Below are 20783 nucleotides of genomic sequence, written 5' to 3' on the forward strand. Positions count from 1 at the left end.
CTTTATATTTTCTCTCCCGCAGCATACTTGATAGCATTTACAATATAGCGCAAATACTGATCTTTTTCAATTTGTGTATTAAGTTCAGCTTTCTTTGCCTCATCTGTTTTGAACCCATATAAGTCGAGGTCAAACATTTTTTCTTGTGTTACTCCTTCTGGTATTTTAGATGTTCTCCATCTTAACGCCGAAGCCAGACATTGAGCAACTATCGCTTTAAGGCTACTTTTCCCATCACCGTTAAGCATTAAATCATAAATTCGATATGCACGTTCGGCATCAGATAAACTTTCCCATAGCTGTGCTTCTGTTTCAGCATCTTTATTTGCTTCACCTATTTTTGCATCAGTCAGTGAAATATACTCTCGAGCATTCAGAATCTTCATGCCATAATGAACTGCCTTATGAAAATCTTTTGAAAGACAGCTCAAAGCAATACAATACTCTAATGTCCATCGAGGTGAAGTGAAGCCACGAACGGCTCCATTTGTGTATTTTTCATTTTTCTTTTCTTGTGCTTCTGTAGATTCTTTCACTTTCTCATTAAATGTTTTTTCCTCGGTAGAAGAATCAACATCATATGGCTTTACGTCACAATCTGTTATTACTGAAACAGGTATACCAATATCGTTTCCGTCCTGCCGAACCATAATCCCACTATATCTAAGAAAAGCTGTGCTTCCAACATTAACAATAGAAATTCCGTATTTTTCTAAGGCAACACCGCACAACTTGCGCAGCAGCCCAAAAAATGATATAATAAAAGTATGAAAAGCAATCTTCAAACCTCACTCTTCGGCGATGCCTTCCAGAGTGCAAAGACCAACAAAAAACAGTTCCTTGAGAAAATGGATTCTCTGATCCCTTGGCAAGACTGGGTTTCTATAATATCTCCGATTTATTATGAAGGGAAAGTCGGACAGAAGCCATACCCAATCGAGCTGATGCTCAGGATCCATATTCTCCAGAATTTCTATGACCTCGCAGATATGGCCGTTATGTATGAGATACTCGACAGCCGCTCTTTCTCTGATTTCTGCGGCGTATCATCTCCCGATGATGTTCCCAACGGCGATACTATCGGCCGATTCAGACAGCTGCTTATCGACAACAATATCCAAGAGCAGATATTCGCGCAGGTCATCAGCATCCTGGATAAGAATCATCTCATCCTGAAGAAAGGTACTATCGTCGATTCGACACTTATTGCCGCGCCCTCCTCCACAAAAAATGCTGACAGGCAGCGCGACCCCGATGCGCATTCTGTCAAGAAAGGCAATCAATGGTATTTCGGATACAAGGCGCATATCGGTGTCGATAAGGACACCGGCCTTGTTCACCACGTCAAGGCGACCGCTGCAAATGTACACGATACGGAAGCCGTCGATGACGTGATCGATGGCGATGAAGATGAAATATACGGAGATTCGGGATATCTGAATGTTGAGGAGCATATATCGGAGGAAAAGCAAAAAGAGGGGCGGGAGTATCACATCAACCGCCGGCGCGGTGCAAAGAAGAAACTGGAGCCTAATGATCAGTTGGTTTTTGAGATAGAAGAGTTTGCGAAGTCCACAGTACGTTCAAAGGTCGAGCACGTTTTCGGAGTTGTGAAGCGACTGTTCCGATTCCGACGAACGCGGTACCGTGGCTTGCGAAAACAACAAGCCAAATTTAATATGATATTCGCGCTGGCGAATCTTTATCTGGCTGACAAGAAAAACTTGCTGGCTTGATAAAGTGCGCCCTGCGAACAGGATCTTGGGCAGGCATATCTGTTTGGGGTATGTCTTGCTTTAGAGGTCATTTGTGCGGTGTTGCCCTAAGGGATATCCAATTATATCAGCGATTACAGGAATTAATATGTTTTCCGCATCACCTTCGACCATTATGATACCCTTTGCAAAAAACAGATTGGCTTTTGTTGAATCAAGAAAACGTTGAAGAAATAGGTAATCACCTTTTTGCAAACCTGTTTTTCCCTCAGCCAAATCGTACCCACAACCGCTTTTCATTAAGATTAAGTTTTTTAAATTGATTTTTGATGCCAAAATCGGACTGTGTGTAGATATTATAATTTGGACATCATTTTCGTTATACTCGTTCTGAAGATAGTTAATCAACCTAAGTTGCGCTTGCGGGTGTAAATGAGCTTCCAATTCTTCGATCAGAGCCAGTTTCAATCCACCGTCAGTGTCATCTTTAAGAAGTAATAGTTCTGCTGCAATGAACAACAGATTTAATTCTCCTAATCCCGGGTTAATCTCAGGGGCATTCAATGACAGTGATTCCAGGATAGCTTTGAGCTGAATATCGGATGTTTTCAATTCTGCATTGCTTGCCTGACCTTGATCATTAAAAGACGCTAAGTTGTCTCGAATCGCTTGAAGAATATGTTTTCCATCGGCATCATCAGTAAAATACTCCTCAATTTTTTTGTTTGCGTCTTGAAAAATGTCAAGAACTGCGTGTTCCTTCTTATCTTTGAAAACGGGATGATTAAGCAGTATTTGCGAAATTCTGGAACCACGTCCAGAACTCATTTCGCGTTCTGCATCACGAAGTGGTTTCAAATAAACTGCTTTCAATAACTCTCTTGCTTTTCCGTCAATAGAAATACCATCATCTATATCACCTACGCGCAATTCTTGATAAATTCTGTGTCCGTCTTTCCATGCACGATAATGAAGTTGAAGTGTATATTCGACCTTATCTCCATCTTTTTTGAAGTTTAAATATTCGATGAAGTTTTTGGCTTCATTCTGCGTGAATTCAGAAAGCGTACAATCGATTTTGAATTCAGAACACGCATTTCCATCGGCTGATCTATAAAAATCTTCATCTACTGGCTTGATATATTCATTACTTTGCGTTAGCAAAACTAATTTTAACGCATCAATCACAGCCGTTTTTCCGGAATCATTCTCACCAATCAGCGCATTTAGCCCCTTATGAAAGGTGATTTGCAGACCAGGTGCTCCATCCACGGATTGGAAACGACGAAAATTATACACCTTTAACTCAGATATAATCATTTTTTCACGCTCACTTCCGAAAATTTATAAAGTATAGTAATCCTTCTTATGTTTCAAAATTGTGATTAAAAACCTGTTATTATGTTAGCACCTATTTTGAAAAATGTCAATAGCAGTCAAATGAAAGGACAGATACTTCCACAAGAGAAGCAGCTGTCCTTTTTACGTCATATCAGAATTCCACGACCTGATCAATCTCCGCCATAAGCTCCTCGGTGAGCCTGAGAGCTGCAATGATCTTCTTGTAATGCTCGATGTCCTCAGCGGAGAGCGTAGTCTTCTTGCGGTCTTTGAGCCACTTCTGCAACGGCTGATAGCCGCCTATGTACTGCTCCCACTGTGCCTGCGGAACATTATCGAAATACTGTGTTTTGCTGATGTACACCCTGCCGTTCTTGTATTCGGGCTTTACGACTTCGTTAGTGCCGTCACCGACAAAGCTGTAAGCTGCGGTATCGAACTCGGTCTGCATCAGGTGGCATTTTCTCAGCTTGCCGCCAATCTCTACCAGTTTCCAGAAGGTTTCCTGATCTGTCGGATACGGTACACGAGGAAAGTCGATTTTCAGGAACTCCTTGTATTTATCACGATATTTCGGAGAGTAAAGAACCGCATAGATATAGTCGAACAGTTGTAAAGCCATTCCGTCGGAATAAATAATTTCAATAGGTTTCAATAATTGACGAGCTAACTCTTCATTAATATTGATTGTACTGCGACCATATTCTGGGTAATATAAATACAAAGGAAGCACAGTACCTCCACCTCTCCGATAAATATTCTGATCACTTATAATATTAGAAACAAAAACAGTGTCCCAATAATTTAGATTTGCAGCCCCTCCTTGTCTACATATTATTAAACTATAGTTATTCTTATTATTTATATGAGAAAACACTTTTGTATTCGGACGAGCTAAGACGTTATCATAATATAATATTTTACGAAAATCAAACGGACGGTAAAGGATTTCAGATATATAATCTTTTACATCACATTTTTGTAAAGACATACGTGCTGATAATGCATTCCATTTATCATTGTCTTTTATTGGTATCCCGAAATAATTGCAGACTGAATTTAACTCATTATCAGGATCAGCAAAATATTTGATTTTTTCAATTAATTCGTTTTCGGTATAATCTACAACAAGAGAATCTCTTTTAGTAAGAACGCCCAATGTGCCTAAAACGAACAAATCTCTAACTGATACCCCATCAGAATACTTTTTCTGTATTGGATTATCCATATAGAAGAAAGGATAGTTTGGTGCTACAATAGGAGTCAAGTTCCATTTGATTTCAGCTAAGGCGGAACTATTTAACATTGTATATTTATCTTGTCTGCTTCCATAATAATCATAGTATCTTATAATTGGTTCTTTATAACTATTAGAATACGATTTCACTAAAATTAGAATTGAAACGCCTTGTTGAATATCAAAAACATTCTCATCTTTACTTCCGTCTGGAGCTACCTCCTTTTTTTTGGCATTGCCATGTAAATTCAAAACAAATAGTTTGTTATATGTTTGCAATAGATTCCATCGCATTCCTCGGAAAGTTGGATTATCGATATATCCGTGCGGACATATATATGCCATTATTCCGTATCCTGACTTTTCTATAAACAGCTGAGCATATCTTAAAAATTTTACATAATCATCATTAATCCACTTATAGTTTTGTTCTTGTAGTTTTATTCTTCCGCCAGGCTCTTTCTTGTAATCTTCCATTAAATCCATTATCCATTTGCCTTTATTGGCACTTTCTCCGGAATACGGCGGATTACCAATAATCACATTAATTCCGTTATTCTTCTTCGCCTGATTCGCCTCAATGGACTCAAACGCCAGCGGATCATTGTCAAACAGCGTCATCTGAAAATCGTCCTTGCCTGCTTCTTCCAGCGAATTGGTCAGGAACACATTCAGTCGGTGATCGCCGCCGAAATCATAGCCTGTATCTTTCAGCACCATAGCGAGCTTCATGTGAGCTACGGCATAGGGAGCCATCATCAGCTCAAAGCCATTCAGACGGGGCAGCAGGTGCTTCGGGACATACTCATTCCATGCCTTTCTGATCTGCTCCTCGCTCTCGCCCTTGTGCTTGGCTCTGAAATTATCATATATTTGCAGAATGGTCTGACGCAGGAATGTTCCCGTTCCTGTTGCGGGATCGAGTATCTGAACAGCAGGTACTTCCTTTGTGTCCTCGGTCATGCCCTGACCTCTGATCTTTTCACGCATATACTTCACAGTCTTGGTTTCTTCCGATGCCAGACCGTCCGCAAGCCCGAACTCCGTTTTCAGAATACTGTCAACTGCTCTGACAATGAAATTGACAACAGGCTGTGGCGTATAGTAAACACCCCTCTGCACCTTCTGTGCCTTGTCATATGCGGTCAGGAATTCCTCATAGAAATGAATAACAGGGTCTTCACGGCCGCCGCCCGTCTGACGGTTGAAATCGGCAAGTATCAGGTCGGTGTTCGTGTGCGTGAGTATTTCAACAACATTCGCAACTTCCAGTTCGTCAAAGGTCAGGTGACGCTCACTGCCCTCGCCCAGACATTCCTCCATGAGCCTTTTCAGGAACGGGTTGGTGTTCGGAATGCAGGCGATCGCTTCTTTCACATTGAAGCTATCCTGCGTCTTGTCCATGCATCTTGCCGAGAATAAGCCGTAAACAACGGTCTGAGCGTACATATCTGCAAACTGCTGCTTTGTCATATCGTGAATAAGGTTATCCTTAAAATCCTTGAACAGCTTATGCACATATCCGTCATGCGTTTCAACAGCATATATGTCGAGAATACGGTCACGGATAGCCTGAGCCTCAGCCGCCAGCTTGACCGTAAGCGAAGCAGAGTCCCTGATAACCTGATGATATGCCGTTACAAATGCCGCCGACCACTGATCGTACCATGCCTGTGTGTCAGTAACATCTTTCACCCATGACAGGTGACTAATACGTTCCTCAAAAGTGCGTATCTGTGTGAAGTCCTCAACCGCAGGCGCACAGGAGATCATTTTTATTTGCGGAAGTCCTGCATCCTTATCCTCAAAATGTGCGATACCGATGGTTCGGTTATTATCCGTCCCCCAGAAACAAAGGAACAGAAGGTCTTTCTGCGACCATACAGCGTGTTCAGCGGCATTTCTTCTCTTGGGGATAAGTCCTGACAGTATCTTGCGGAGTGCTGACACTTCAAACTTGTTGCTGTCGAACTCTACGCAGAAGATGCCCCATTTCTGCTCATCGCAGAGTGGCTGTAACTGCCGTAATGATGAAATCTTAGCAAATGCCTCTTCTTTCAGTCCGATGTCCGATGCATCGAAATCGTATGTAATATCGTCGATCTCATCAAAATCATCAAGGTCGATGTTCCAGTTCAGTTCCTCGGTAAAGTATATGATAAGATCATCTATGCTCTTTATATTTCTGATATCCATAATGTACCCCTTATATCATCTGAAGCCATGTGACCAACTTGGCTTTTTTGCCCATAGGTGCCTGTATCGCTTTCAGATAATTCTTCTTGATGTAGTTTTCTATGACCTTGCGTATCTCGGAGAACTGCCCCTCATTAGCGTTAAAGGCTCTGCTCTCGTCACGTTCACATTTTATTGCAGTCCATATCTCATGCAGATCTTCTGTGACCTGCTTGCTTTCCGGATCAACAACATACCAACGGTAAATACCATCGCCGTCCGACCATGAGCCGTCAGCTCTCTTGGTAGGCAGTTCATAGCAGAAGAAGTATCCCTTCCGTGTTGACGCCATTTTACCGCTGTACATCTTTCTTGGCAGCTCCTTGACCTGTTCAAGATAGTCGGGATTATCTGCTAAGAGCTGCTGATATGCAAGGGCAATTTCTTCCTCTGCGGAAGTACTGCCCTCATAATGTGAATTGAATTCTTTCAGTGCTTCGTATTCGTCATCAGGAGTGAGGAGCTTTTCTCCCTCAATGCCGAATGTCTTGGAAATACGGAGCGTTTTCTTTGATACGGTCTTATACAGTGACAAAAGATCTTCCAATTCCTTTGGCGGCAGGAAGTTCCAATAATACGCAAAATCACGATCTGCTTTCAGTTCTGGGTGATCTGCAAGCAGATGGGCTTCGGTATCGGCATCACGGCGTCGGTCTATACGACCTATTCTCTGCATAAGGCGAACAGGGTTCCAGTGAAGCTCATAATTAATAAGGCACGATGCGTCCTGCAAGTTCAAGCCTTCTGCAAGTACATCTGTTGCGATAAGTATCTTTATCTCGTCCGTTACTTCCGCCGACGAACATCCGTTATAATAAGGAGCGAAACGCTGTATCATCTCATGGCGGTCACCGGAAGTCTGCCCGTCGATCTCATAAAGATCGGTAAAACCTGCCTTTTGCAGTTCACGATAGATATACTGCGCTGTCGCCTTGTATTCCGTGAAAATGATAACTTTCTTGTTCTGAATGCGTGAATCTTCGTGCAGGATATGCTTTAATTTCCGTATCTTATCGTCGTTTTCGGGCTTGAACTCCATCATATCTTCGATGAACTTAGAAAGTGTGTCCATATCCATCATGGTATCAACAAGCAGAGCATTGATATCGAAATCATTGACATCAAAGACTTCCTGTGTATTCCACACATAATCGGGCAGGCTGTCCTCAATATCTTCGATAGAGGTCTGATTCAAAGCTGCATATTCCTCGGCGTACCGTAGAATATCTTCTTGTTCAGCCTGTTTTCTCTCAACACGTCGCTTACTGCTCGCATCAGTATCCTTGTAGTCGTTGAGGAATTTGTTCAGACGGATATATATTTTGATACAAGTCTCCTTGAATGCTTCGATAGAACTTTCAAAGCGTTTCAGGAGCAAGATGCGGATAAGATTTACTACCTGCTGTTGACGACCTGTTACCATTTCGTCCATCTTGGACTTGTCCCCGATGAAATAATCATCGCTGTACGGCGAATAAATGGCAAGGGACAGGATCGTTATCGTTTTTCCGTTCTTGTCCTTGCGGTCAAAAGACTCCTTGAAGTCCTTTATCAGTCTGCCGTATGACTTTTCGAGGGAGTAGTTCGCAACTGTCGGCGGTTTTCTCTCGGAGAAAAGGACATTATTACCTTGCTCAGTCAGCAGACTCCGCTTAACGTAGGCACGACTGCGCTGTACAACAAGCTCCGTCACAAGTTTGTCTGCGCGGATAATATCACCGGATATATCAAAAGAATCGCTGATGGCTGTACCCGAAACCTGATCAAGCTGCTTCTCCATTTTTTTGAAATGACCTGAAAGACTATGGATACCCAACGGAGCAGCGGAGAAATAATCTTCCTGCCTATGAGTGAACAACTCAATAAGATGCTGTAAATCAAGGAAACTGTTATTGATCGGTGTGGCTGTCAGCATAAACATCTGCTTTTTACAGCCTGTCTGCATCATATCAAACAGCTTTCTGTATCTGTTGGAGGAACGGTTGCGGAAATGATGTGCTTCATCTATGATAATAATTTCCGCCTGCTGTGCGATCTGATTCATTAGATTCTGATTTTTATCAAGCAGCAGGTCGGTATGATTGATGATCTTGAACGGGTAGAAGCCCTCTAATATCTCAGGGATAAGGCGTTTTATAGTTACTTCCCATACGGATACCCTTGCAGATGCAGGAACGATCAGTACGACATTTTTACGCTCCTTCTTTACGAAACGCTCTATCAGCATCATGCCGACAAAGGTCTTGCCCAAACCTACACCATCACAAAGAAAAGCACCTGAATAACGCTCTGCTATCTGGATAAGGCTGTTATAGCCGTCCTTCTGATACTGCGACAAGCCTTTGTATACGACCGATTCGTTTTCTTCCCATTCAGATACTGTTTCCTCATGGCTCTTGAAATACTCATACATTGAGCGTAGATAAACATCATAAGGACTGAACTCACGGCAGTGCATCTCCATGACCTTTAACACAGCCTCGGTAATATCCGTGCCGTTCTGCCAATGCTCATCAAACCACTTCTGAAGCTGTTCAACTTCATCTTTTACCTGAACATTCAGCTCGATATTCTGCGTCAGTCCCGCCTTTGTAAAGTTGCTTGATCCGACCAGGGCATATCCCGAAGGAACATTCATAGCGGAGATAAACTGATCTCTGTATTCGTCACGGAAATATGTGATATATGCTTTAGCGTGAAATTTATTGCTGTCATATACACGGCACTCGATCTTGCCGGACTTCATAGCCTTTATGATAGCCGGAACGCCAATAAGGAATTCATTCTTTTCCTGCTCACGCTCCATACTGTTACGGAAACGCTCAATCATAGTCTGTGCTACTTCTTCTATGACATCTTTGGTGCGCTTAGTTACTTCGTTGCCGAGGATAATGCGTATCTTGTCGAGCTTCTGCCAATCTTCCCCTAAAGTGAGCAGACCGCCGATCTCGAAGTATCCTGTTGCAATATCCATCTGCTTGGAAATCGAACACCATTCGGAAAGATAATTCTTTACAGAAGCCTTTTCGCTGCTGTTGTCAACTATATATAAAGTATCGTGTGCCATTGCAATCCCCCTGACTATTGCATAATTCATAAAAGGGATCATAATGCTTTCAGACTGCATACCTGATAAATGCGGTGTTATACTATGTAAAGTATCTGGGGAGAGAGTAGGTTTCTTGAAATAGATACTTTTACGAAATCCGCATATTTTAACAGGTATTTGCTTTGAAAGACATAATATCCCATAATGAAATTATACAAGATTTTCCGTAAAATTTCAAGTATCAGGCTGAAAATCGGCGGTTTGTATACAAGAGGACTGACTCAGATGTGCAGATTGCTATTCTGAGGGCATTGGAGGGCTACTGAATGGAGAAAACAGGTATAACTATTACAAAGCGTAAAGATGGACGGTATGTCGGGAAGTTCATCGCTGAATACGCCGATAACGGCAAAGCGCAGTATCACTATGTCTACGGCAAGACCTATGAAGAAGCCGAAAACAAGGTGATGATAGGGCGAGAAATTACCACACGCTATCTTTCGGGCAGATATATCAAAGTCGGCAAGGTGTATCGGGAATGGCTGAATGCCGTGGTGAACCGTGTCAAGGAATCTACGCTTGCCAACTACCGGAACAAGTTTGAAAAGCACATTCTCCTCGAATTCGGAGATATACCCTGTGCCGACCTGACCGCAGGCAGGATAAACGCATTTATAAACAAAAAGCTCGCAGACGGATTATCTGCAAGCTATGTGAGGGATATATTTACTGTTTTCAAAACGATGCTGAAATATGCACAGGAGGAATATGGGTTCAGGCTTTCCCTGAAAAATGTCGTTCTTCCTAAAGCCGAAAGAAATCAGGTCGAGAAGATCAGCGATGCAGAGCAGAAAAAGCTCGTTTCATATCTGAAAGCCAATATGTCGCTGACTGCTTTCGGTATCCTGCTGTCGCTTTTTATGGGACTGCGTATCGGTGAGCTTTGCGGGCTGAAATGGGAAGATGTGGACTTTCGGAACAAGATACTGCATATCCGCAGGACTGTTCAGCGTATCAGTTCTGCCAACGGCAACAGGAAGACAAAGATCGTGATCTCAGCACCGAAGTCGGCAACATCGTTCAGAGAGATTGCTATCCCCGATATGCTCATGGAATATTTTGAAATGTTCCGTGATGAAGCCGATCATTTCATCTTATCGGGTACAGACAAGCCTGTTGAACCCCGCACAATGCAGTACCGCTACAAGAAGATACTGCATACTGCTGATGTGGAAGATCACAACTATCACAAGCTCCGCCACACATTTGCGACCAATTCCGCAGAGAAGGGATTCAACGTCAAAGCCCTGTCCGCCGTTCTCGGTCACAGCAGTGTCCCCCTGACACTTAACCGATATATCCACCCTGACCGCACCTATGAACGCAGGCTGATGAATATGTGTATGCAGTTGTAAATTGTTGTCAGAACAGTATCTTGACAATTGAATACTGACGGTTTTACGCTGTTTTTTGAGCTTTATCGTGAATGTATCTATTTCAAGAAATCGGCTTTTCTGTATTATAGAGCAACTGCGCGCAGGTCTTGCGCTGTATGCGCGCTGAATATGTGAAAAAAGCTCTCTACGATCATGTGGAGAGCTTCATAAACGTAATTAAGGCTCCCAGAATACTCTGAGAGCCTTGTTATTTCACATATATAGAAATAGATTGCCTGCACTATCAGAAAAGCTGTCCTGAATCAACGTCTACCTTGACTGCAAATCTATTCTGGAAGTGTAGTTCCTCTACGATAATAACTGCGGTATTATCAGGAGCCTTCCTGAGCGAGCCTACAAAGGTTATCTGCCCACCTTTTGAGTAGAGAAAACTTACTGATTTAGCGTTGTCATCAAATGCAAGACAGGTAAACGTGTCTGTCTCAACGGTATCAATGCCATTTCGTTTCGGCTGGTCAACAGCAATACTGAATTTGCAGTAGCTGCAATCCTCCACAGTTACAACGTCCAAATCGGTGGTGATGCGTCCTGTCATCATGATCTTGTTTAACATAGTCTACTACTCCTTTCAGTCCTCGTCGCTGCACTCGTCCAGCCCGTGCAGGAGCTGAATATAAACGCATTCAGCTCGTTCATGCTCCTCGCCGTCGGCGGACATCATAAGTTCAAGGAAGTATGCCTTAGCTTGTTCGTAGTCATTCCAGACCTCACGCTTACCGTTGCATATGGTAGTGACTTTGTTTGATCTCGGCATTGCCAATTCAGGTGTTTTCAACATAGCTGTTACCTCCAAAAGTTTTATCGTGAATCCATTATAGCGGATAATTATTTCAGAGTCCAGCATATCAGGATAATTGTAATAATCTTTGTGCAGGGCGCAGCAATATTACAATTATCCCCGGTGCAATGCGCTGTATTATTCAAGGTCATTTCGCTTGCGCTTTTTCTGCTGGTCACGGCTCCGTTCCTGACGGAGATACTGTTCGATCTCTCTTGCCGCCTCGGATAACTCTCTTGCCTTCTGATCGACGGCTTTGTATTCTGCATTCTTCTGTACCCGTTGTGCAGTCAGATCAGCGATCATCTTCTCGAATTTCTCCACAGAAGGAGTAGTCCCATCGGGATACCATTCCAGTATTTTTTGTGTAAGCATATAATGCTCGGCAAGTGATTCACTATGTTCATTTTTATACTTTTCTTTTTTACGTCCGTTGAGCGCCATATATTCCTGATGTATCGGTTTCACCTCACGGTATTTGCGGAGCGTTTCTGCACGTTCTTCAAGCGACTTGATCTCACCTGAAATGTGGTTAAGATCCTGCACAAGTGCTACCCTTTTACTGAAAGCTGAAATGCCGGAAGTCTTGGCTTCATCAACCGTTACGCCGTACTTGGCAAGAATGTTCAGTGCCTTGCTTGTGATCTTCATATTCTCACGGTCAATGGCATCACGGATAAACTTGTTTTCTTCAGCCTTCGGGGAAATAACTCTAACTTTAGTTTTCGGAGTATAAAGCATTATGCCATTGTACTGTGCGATACGGGCTTTTATCTGCTCAGTCTCATAATACCAGCCCAGTGTTTTCGCCCTTGTGAATTTTGCACGGGAATTATTCTCTTTCTGCTCTGCAAGCATATATTTCAGGTCGATTTTATGGTCAGGATTATAATCGACAAGTATGCCGTACTCAGCGCATTTCAGAAGGAAATCATCAAAATCTTTGCTGACCTTTACTACCTGATCTATGGCATATTTCAGCTTGGCTTTCCATGACAGACCTTGACGGGACATATCCCATTCCCAATGGCTCTTGCCTTTGCTCTGTTCGGGGTTCTGAATGATGGACAGATTGTTCTCACTGCATAGCTCGTCCGAGATGCGCCGAAGCTCTGCCCAGGCACGGTCTTTCTTATTGCCTTGATTATGCTCAGTTTCAAACGTTTTGCCCGTGATCATGTTCGTATTATTTACGATTATATGTGCGTGGATATGCTCATGATCTTCGTGTACGGCAATGACATATTGATACTGCTCTTGCAACAGTCTATGGCATAGTTCTTCTGCAATCTCCATAGCTTTTTCAGGAGTGACTTCTCCGGGAGAAAAGCTCTGAATTATGTGCTGTGCTTGGGTGGTGCTTCGTCCTGTTCCAAACCGTTGTCGGACAGCTCGGAATTGTTCGGCTGCTCGGACTGGTTCTGTCTCGCACATAAAAGACTGGACAAGTGCATGACCTCTGGTCTTATTCCCGTCCACGATGTATTCAAGGCTGTCGCACACTGAACTCCTGATTGAATGTAGTTTAGTAACTGCCAAATCTCGTTCACGCTCGCTTTCATTGTTGTAATATCTTCGCTGTAAGCACGTCCTGTTCCGTTCACTCTGCGGGCTACCTGATTCACATTCGCAGCAAGCCCACGAACTGCACCGACGATGTTCTTCATATCGTCCTGATCTATCATCAGAACATAGTGTGCTTTGGTGCAGTCACGGACATAGCTGGACTTTCTCATTTTAAGCAAATCAGCCTGCTTGCAGATATGCTCCCACTCCGTATCATTGAAGCGAATATTAAGAGTATGATTACGGCACTGATCCCGTCCGTCGATATATTCCTGTTCGTCTGCTGTGAGATTATCGAGAGTGACCTTTTCAAGCACTCCGTCAAGCTCCTCTTTCAAACCATCACGAGTATAGTTCAGAGTAAGTTCCGCGCTGTCCTTGTGACCGTAATCACGCTTGTAGATTTTCTCTGCCTTTGTCATAAAATCTTCCTTTCGTTCCTGACCGCATCAGCGGTCTTTTTTATTTAGGGGTCTTAGGGGAACTTTTCCCCTGACAAGCATCGTGTTTTGTTGCCCGTTTTCCGAAACGCGGCACAAAACACCGTGCTTGCAAACTGAGAGTGCCGATTTCATCGACACTTATATAATCCGCCTGCGGCGGTTGTTTTCTCGCTGTAATAGCGGGAATTCGGAGCGATAGCGACTCTATCTTTTTTTCGTCGCTCCTGCCGACGATTATATTGTAAAATTCCTCGGCGCAATTATTGCGCAAGTTGTGCGGCAGTTTGATGAAAATGTATCTTTATATATCTACCGAAGAATTTATGGTTATGTTAATGTTTCTTCTGAGAATTTTCAGTATGTTTATAGCAGTTCTTCTCATTGCTTAAAATCAACAGCGAATTTATGTTTATATTGTGTATAGAACTGTTGCATTTTTAAAATCAACTTAGTTGCATTTTCAATGATTATGTGGTATACTTAATATGTAAGAAAAGGTATGTTCTTACTTATAAACGTTTCGCATTTTGGAGGAAGATAATATTTCGGAGGACTATATGGCTCTTATTGATACTTATAGAACAAATGTTGCAAAGAAAAGAGAGCAGTTTTCCAAACTGTTTTCAGAGAAAGCTAAGGAAAATGAAAAAATAGCTGCAGCAAGAACTAAAATTGAACGTGCCAGCGATGCTATAAGAAAAACAAATAGTTCAGCTACCATTAAATCTAAAACCAATGATATAACCAGGGCTGAAAAAGACATCACAACGTCTGAGAAGAAAATTGCCGTTCTTGAAAAACAGATTGCAAAGCTTGAGAAGGAAATAGCTGATGAACAAAAGAAAGTTGAACGTGAAGAAAAGAAGATTCATGATCAACGGATTAAAGAGGAAGCCGAAATGCAGAAAAAAACACAACACCAGATTTTAGAGTTAAATAAAACAATTCAGCGTCATGCTGACATACATTCTAATTTGCAGAATCAAATAGATGAATTACAGAAATTACCTAAAACAATTACTGTATTATTTTTAGCATCAAATCCCGTAGATACTCCTTCGCTACGGTTAGATGCTGAATGTCGAGCAATACAAGAAATGATTAGGAAGTCTGAATATAGGGACACAATAAAATTTGAATCAAGGTGGGCTGTACGAACTTCTGATCTTCTACAGGCTATAAATGAAGTTAATCCTGATATTATTCATTTTAGTGGTCATGGAGATGACGATGGTACGTTAGCATTTGAGAATCCTGACGGAGAATGTAAATTAGTTACAAAAGAAGCTATGGCACAAACTATTATGACACTTTCCGATAAGGTGCGTCTGATTTTCTTTAATGCTTGCTTTTCAGCTATTCAAGCGGAGAATATCGTAAAGTATGTAGATATAGCCATTGGAATGAACACTTCTATAGGCGATGAAGCGGCACTCGTATTTGCCTCTCAGTTTTATTCTTCTATAGGATTTGGTAAGAGTATAGAAGTATCTTTTAATCAAGCCAAAGCTGCTTTAATGTTAGAGGGTATTCCTGAAGAAACAACACCCGAATTGTTTGTTCGAGATGGATTGCAAGCTAACAGTATTATTTTAGTTCAACCAGAATAACATCATCTATAAATCAGAAATATTTTCGTAAAAGCTGTGAAGCGGGATATACTTCCGCTCCGCAGCTTTTTATTATTTCCGGACAAATTACACTGGGGAAAATGGAAATTTCACTAAAAGTTCGTGCGCAATTGCGGCTGGACAAACGGCTTCATTGCGCGCTATAATTTGATTGTGGAGATACCACGTCAAACACAAACAAAACAAGGAGAGAATAAAACGGAAGGAGGTGGCGGTATGCTTACCTATGAACAGCAGACAGAAAAGCTCCTGAGCAAGCGTCAGGCGGTGCTTGACCGTATCGAGAGCGACAAGGCTGAAATTGAGAAGATCAATGCCAAGCTGAATGCTATCCAGCTCGCTAAGATCAGGGACGCACTTGGCTGTGATGAGCAGGGACTTTTTGAGCTTATTACAAAGCACCCTGAACAGCTTGCGAAGCTCAGACAGGATAGCATTGCCGAGAGAGATACAGATACATCTCAGGACGATGATGAGTTCGGTCAGCAGATGAGCTTTACTGACAAGAAAAATCCTTATGAGGAATGACGAATGATTGCTGTGATAATCGGGACGGCAGCAATGCTGTTCCGCACAGCTATCATAAAAGTATAAGGCAACAACAAAACGAGGGTAAGATAGAGAAAGCGAAGCCCTCACTCTATATGCGTAGAGATAGACAAGCAAAGGAGAAAGTTCGCTATGAATAATAAAGATAATATTGCCGTAGAAAATACGGCAATTGAAACTGTGTCCGAGTACAAGATCGGGCATACCCTTTACACGGTGACTACCGTGTTCAACCCTGCTTCAAAGGCAAGCCTTTCGGATATTCTGAAACGGCTCATAATCCGTGAGTGTGAGGATTTCCTCGGTGAATCCGGACAAGAACCCGAGAAGCAGGCTGTGTAACTTTGGAATATCGGCGCATTGTATTTATTTTCGGTGCGCGCTATAATGATAACATAGCTTGCTGTATCTGTCGGAAAGGAAGGTTAATATGACAGACAAGATCACAGCATTATATTGTCGTCTTTCACAGGACGATATGTTACAGGGTGAGAGCAACAGCATCACCAATCAGAAGGCTATCCTCAAGAAGTACGCAGAGGATAATGGTTTCAGAAACCCCATGTTTTATGTGGACGATGGTGTGAGTGGTACAACGTTTGAACGTGACGGCTTCAAGGCTATGATGGTAGATGTAGAAGCCGGAAAGGTCAGCACGGTTATTACAAAAGACCTTTCAAGACTTGGACGTGATTACCTGAAAACCGGAGAATACATCGAGATTATTTTCCCTGATTACGATGTTCGCTATATTGCGATAAATGATGGTGTGGACACCTTCAAATCTGAAAATGAACTGATGGCTTTCAAAAATATTTTTAACGACTGGTACGCTCGTGATACGAGTAAGAAGATCAGAGCCGTTTTCAAGGCTAAGGGACAGTCGGGAAAGCCACTTTCTGTGCCGATTTACGGTTATAAAAAGTCGGAAACAGATAAAAACTTATGGTTGATCGATGATGAGCCTGCAGCAGTAGTGCGAAGGATATACAAACTTTGCATTGACGGGTACGGACCGACTCAGATAGCAAAAATCCTCACTGCTGAGGGAATACCAACACCAACAGCATACGCCATATCACAGGGCAGGAATCCCGTAAACAAAAACGCCAATCTTAAACGCTGGGACGGTAGAACAGTATCGGGAATCCTCGTCAAGGCGGAGTATTGCGGGCACACCGTCAACTTCAGGACACGCAAGAAGTCATACAAGATCAAAAAGACTATTCGTAATCCGCAGGAAGAATGGCTTATATTCGAGAACACACATGAGCCTATCGTGACGCAAGAGCAGTTCGACTTGGTGCAGGAACTCCGCAAACATAAGCGTCGTCCGACTAAGCATGAGGAAGTCAATCCATTTTCGGGTATGGTCTACTGTGCGGACTGCGGAAAGAAGATGTATCTGTGTCGTGCGACAAGTCTGACCGCCGACCAGGAGCATTTGAAGTGTTCCACATATTCCTCGGACAAGGACGCTTGTTCCGCACACTTCATCAGAACTGTTGTACTGAATGAGATTGTGTTGAACGAGCTAAACAAACTGCTTGTCAGGGTTAAAGAGCATGAGGACGAGTTTGTGCAGGCGGCTATGGACAATTCCGTTCAGAAGCAGTCCTCTGAGCTTACAAAAGCAAAGAAAGCCCTGAAACAGGCTGAAAAGCGTATCATTGAGCTTGACAGGCTGTTTACAAGGCTTTATGAGGACAATGTATCAGGGAAAATTTCCGATGAGCGATTTGCTGTCATGTCCGAAGGATATGAGAACGAACAGAAGCAACTAAAGGCAAGCGTTACTGAGCTTACTGCCTATATCGAAACCGCCGAACAGAAGTCCGCCGATGTGACCACTTTCATCAGCGTGGTGCAGAAGTATGAGCATATCACAGAGCTTACGCCTGAGATCATGCACGAACTGATTGAGAAGATCGTGGTTCATGCTCCAGACAAGAGCAGCGGGCATCGCACGCAGGAAATCGAAATACATTACCGCTTTGATGTTGCCGTAACGACTGCCGTTGCTGACAGTATGAAGTACGACAAAAAGAGAAAGGTTGCGTAACCAAGGCAGTTACGCAACCTCATCTTAAAATCTTAAATACTTCTTTATCGGCGCTCCTCTAAAGCTCTCCTCCTTGGCATTCTATCTTCAGCACAGCTAAATCACCCACTTATCAAAACTTTTACACCCCAGTCTCTTTACATTTATAAAAAAATATGCTATAATGATTTGTAGTTTGCTGTAAGATGTTTACAGCATATCACCATACCATGTTCAACCACCGCAAACCCGCCTGTTTACGCGGCTTGCTTTAAATACACCGAAAGGATAGATGGCAGATTGGAGAATAATAAGATCACCCTTTACGGCTTCAATAATCTTACCAAGACCCTCAGTTTTAATATCTACGATGTTTGCTACGCTAAAGGTCAGAAAGAACAAAAGGATTATATCGAGTATATCGACGAGCAGTATAACTCCGAACGTCTTACCAAAATACTCTGCGACGTTACCGAGATGATCGGTGCCCGCGTGCTTAATATTTCCAAACAGGATTATGAACCCCAGGGCGCTTCCGTGAATGTCCTCATAGCCGAAAAGGAGCTGGATAAGGATTCTATCGACCCCTCCTGCAATCTGGGCATTCTACCCGATACTCCCGAGATGATACACGCTCATCTGGATAAGAGTCATGTGACCGTGCACACCTTCCCCGAGTATCACCCCGATAACTCTATCTCCACTTTCCGCGTGGATATAGACGTATCTACCTGCGGTACTATATCTCCCCTTAATGCCCTGAATTATCTGATAGCCAGCTTCGATTCCGATATCATCACCATCGACTACCGCGTTCGCGGATTCACCCGTGATGTGCTGGGCAAGAAGTTCTTCATCGACCACGATATCACTTCCATTCAGGATTATATCGATAAATCTACCCTTACCAAGTATGATGCCATCGATGTCAATGTATATCAGTCAAATATTTTTCACACCAAGCTGCTGATAAAGGAGATCGACCTCCAGAACTACCTGTTCAAAAAGGACGTATACGAGCTTACCCCGAAACAGCGTCTTGATATCACCGACAGCCTCCGCCGCGAGATGATAGAGATATACAGCGGAATGAACATTTATTAAGTTGTCACCAAGCCCCTTCCCCGAAAAACGGGTCAAAGGGGCTTGATATGCATATCCTCTTCAAAACCGCAATAGAAGATATGTCCCGAAAAGAATTTTTGTAGTACTGTTTTTTGTACATTTTGAATATCACATTTTTCGCAGAGTCAAGTGCTTTGCGTTAAAGAGGAGTGAGCATTTTGAGCTTAGACCAGACAAAAGCGCCGCTTTACGAGGCACTGAAAAAACACATGAAAAACCGTATCGTCCGGCTTGACGTGCCGGGGCACAAGGGCGGACGTATGAATAAAGAACTTAAAGCCTTTCTGGGAGACCAGTGTATGGCTTGCGATGTCAATTCCATGAAAAATCTGGATAACCTCTGCCACCCCGTTTCGGTCATAAAGGAATCCGAACAGCTGGCGGCGGACGCTTTCGGGGCTGACCACGCTTTCTTTATGGTGGGTGGAACTACCTCCGCAGTGCAGACCATGGTATTCACTGCCTGCAAGGCGGGGGAAAAGATAATCATGCCGAGAAACGTCCACAGGAGCGCCATAAACGCCCTTGTTGTATGCGGTGCTGTGCCTGTCTACGTTGATCCCGGCACCAACAAGCGTCTGGGCATACCCCTCGGTATGTCGGTAAGCGCAGTTGAAAAGGCTATACGCGAGAACCCCGACGCCAAGGCGGTGCTGGTGAACAATCCCACCTACTACGGCATATGCTCCGATATCCGCGCGATAGTCAAGCTTGCCCACGAACACGGTATGCTGGTACTTGCGGACGAAGCCCACGGCACCCACCTCTATTTCGGTGAGGGTCTGCCATGTTCTGCAATGGCGGCAGGGGCTGATATGGCGGCGGTCAGTATACACAAAACAGGCGGCAGCCTTACCCAGTCTTCACTTCTGCTGTGCAAAAACACGGTATCCGAGGGCTATGTCCGCCAGATAATCAACCTGACCCAGACAACCAGCGGTTCATATCTGCTGATGGTCAGCCTTGATATCGCAAGAAAGAACCTCGCCATGAACGGCAAGGAACTTTTCGCAAAGGCAGTGGCTTATTCGGACTACGCCCGCGAGGAGATAAACAAGATAGGCGGCTACTATGCCTACGGCAAGGAACTTGAAAACGGCGATGATTTCTACGCCTTCGATTCCACCAAGCTGAGCGTTCACACCCGTGATATCGGGCTTGCGGGAGTTGAGGTATATGATATCCTCCGTGATGACTACGATATCCAGATAGAATTCGGCGATATCGGCAATATCCTCGCCATAGTATCCGCGGGAGACAGAGAGCTTGAAATAGAGCGTTTCATATCCTCACTCAGCGAGATAAAGCGCCTTTATTCAAAAGACCCCACAGGTCTTTTTGACCACGAGTATATCGACCCGCAGGTGGAAATGACCCCGCAGAAAGCCTTTTACAGCGACAAGCGTGCAATGTGGATAAATGAGAGCGAAGGTCAGATATGCGGAGAATTCGTAATGTGCTATCCCCCCGGAATACCCATACTTGCCCCCGGCGAGCGCATAACAAAAGAGATAATCAGTTACATAAACTACTGCAAGGAAAAGGGATGCCTGCTGACAGGTACCGAAGACCTTGAGATAAACTATATAAATGTGGTAGAATAACAAGGGTAATAA

Annotated in this window: 15 protein-coding genes and 1 pseudogene; 8 read left to right on the forward strand and 8 right to left on the reverse strand. The window is 43.3% G+C overall.

Annotated features, from left to right (window positions below):
• Window positions 1-2: 2 nt before the first annotated feature.
• Window positions 3-785 (reverse strand): TOPRIM nucleotidyl transferase/hydrolase domain-containing protein, encoded by a 783-nt coding sequence (locus tag RUMAL_RS06125; protein WP_043550672.1) that lies wholly within the window; start codon window positions 783-785, stop codon window positions 3-5.
• Between RUMAL_RS06125 and RUMAL_RS06130 the strand changes: the two genes are divergently transcribed.
• On the forward strand, window positions 768-1736 hold the full coding sequence (locus RUMAL_RS06130) for an IS5 family transposase (protein ID WP_013497417.1): 969 nt from the start codon (window positions 768-770) through the stop codon (window positions 1734-1736). The two genes, RUMAL_RS06125 and RUMAL_RS06130, sit on opposite strands and share 18 nt — an antisense overlap.
• A 60-nt stretch (window positions 1737-1796) precedes the next feature.
• On the opposite strand, the gene RUMAL_RS06135 is transcribed toward RUMAL_RS06130, so the two are convergent.
• The 3 genes from RUMAL_RS06135 to RUMAL_RS06145 form a co-directional block, all read right to left on the reverse strand.
• Window positions 1797-3035, reverse strand: coding sequence for an ATP-dependent nuclease (locus RUMAL_RS06135; RefSeq protein ID WP_037304413.1), 1239 nt, complete (start codon window positions 3033-3035; stop codon window positions 1797-1799).
• A gap of 172 nt (window positions 3036-3207) precedes the next feature.
• Window positions 3208-6489, reverse strand: coding sequence for a type ISP restriction/modification enzyme (locus tag RUMAL_RS06140; RefSeq protein ID WP_013497897.1), 3282 nt, complete (start codon window positions 6487-6489; stop codon window positions 3208-3210).
• Between the two features lie 10 nt (window positions 6490-6499).
• Window positions 6500-9595, reverse strand: coding sequence for a helicase-related protein (locus RUMAL_RS06145; RefSeq protein ID WP_013497898.1), 3096 nt, complete (start codon window positions 9593-9595; stop codon window positions 6500-6502).
• A gap of 308 nt (window positions 9596-9903) precedes the next feature.
• Here RUMAL_RS06145 and RUMAL_RS06150 point away from each other — a divergent pair, with 308 nt between their 5' ends.
• Complete coding sequence (locus tag RUMAL_RS06150) at window positions 9904-10992, forward strand: tyrosine-type recombinase/integrase (protein WP_013497899.1); 1089 nt, start codon at window positions 9904-9906, stop codon at window positions 10990-10992.
• 265 nt (window positions 10993-11257) lie between these two features.
• Here RUMAL_RS06150 and RUMAL_RS06155 read toward each other — a convergent pair whose 3' ends face one another.
• From RUMAL_RS06155 to RUMAL_RS22845, 4 genes and pseudogenes are all read right to left on the reverse strand, one after another.
• The gene (locus RUMAL_RS06155; protein WP_013497900.1) at window positions 11258-11587 is read right to left on the reverse strand and encodes a single-stranded DNA-binding protein; all 330 of its coding nucleotides are present in this window, start codon (window positions 11585-11587) and stop codon (window positions 11258-11260) included.
• Window positions 11588-11602: 15 nt separating this feature from the next.
• A complete protein-coding gene (locus tag RUMAL_RS06160; protein ID WP_013497901.1) occupies window positions 11603-11812 on the reverse strand; it encodes a hypothetical protein in 210 nt (69 codons plus the stop codon).
• A gap of 138 nt (window positions 11813-11950) precedes the next feature.
• Window positions 11951-13315, reverse strand: a complete 1365-nt coding sequence (locus tag RUMAL_RS06165) for a relaxase/mobilization nuclease domain-containing protein (RefSeq protein ID WP_242843403.1) — start codon at window positions 13313-13315, stop codon at window positions 11951-11953.
• 77 nt (window positions 13316-13392) lie between these two features.
• Window positions 13393-13800 (reverse strand): annotated as a pseudogene (locus RUMAL_RS22845) (plasmid mobilization protein); the annotation flags it as partial.
• Window positions 13801-14378: 578 nt separating this feature from the next.
• Between RUMAL_RS22845 and RUMAL_RS06175 the strand changes: the two are divergent.
• The 6 genes from RUMAL_RS06175 (at window position 14379) to RUMAL_RS06200 (ending at window position 20771) form a co-directional block, all read left to right on the forward strand.
• A complete protein-coding gene (locus RUMAL_RS06175; protein WP_013497904.1) occupies window positions 14379-15431 on the forward strand; it encodes a CHAT domain-containing protein in 1053 nt (350 codons plus the stop codon).
• Between the two features lie 237 nt (window positions 15432-15668).
• Window positions 15669-15980: a hypothetical protein gene (locus RUMAL_RS06180; RefSeq protein WP_013497905.1), complete on the forward strand. Its 312-nt coding sequence runs from the start codon at window positions 15669-15671 to the stop codon at window positions 15978-15980.
• A 153-nt stretch (window positions 15981-16133) separates the two neighbouring features.
• On the forward strand, window positions 16134-16343 hold the full coding sequence (locus RUMAL_RS06185) for a transposon-encoded TnpW family protein (RefSeq protein ID WP_013497907.1): 210 nt from the start codon (window positions 16134-16136) through the stop codon (window positions 16341-16343).
• 88 nt (window positions 16344-16431) lie between these two features.
• On the forward strand, window positions 16432-18063 hold the full coding sequence (locus tag RUMAL_RS06190) for a recombinase family protein (protein WP_013497908.1): 1632 nt from the start codon (window positions 16432-16434) through the stop codon (window positions 18061-18063).
• Between the two features lie 279 nt (window positions 18064-18342).
• Window positions 18343-19146, forward strand: coding sequence for an adenosylmethionine decarboxylase (speD, locus tag RUMAL_RS06195; RefSeq protein WP_013497909.1), 804 nt, complete (start codon window positions 18343-18345; stop codon window positions 19144-19146).
• 176 nt (window positions 19147-19322) lie between these two features.
• Window positions 19323-20771: an aminotransferase class I/II-fold pyridoxal phosphate-dependent enzyme gene (locus tag RUMAL_RS06200; RefSeq protein WP_473241518.1), complete on the forward strand. Its 1449-nt coding sequence runs from the start codon at window positions 19323-19325 to the stop codon at window positions 20769-20771.
• Window positions 20772-20783: the final 12 nt, after the last annotated feature.

The organism is Ruminococcus albus 7 = DSM 20455 (assembly GCF_000179635.2).
Taxonomy (GTDB): domain Bacteria; phylum Bacillota; class Clostridia; order Oscillospirales; family Ruminococcaceae; genus Hominimerdicola; species Hominimerdicola alba.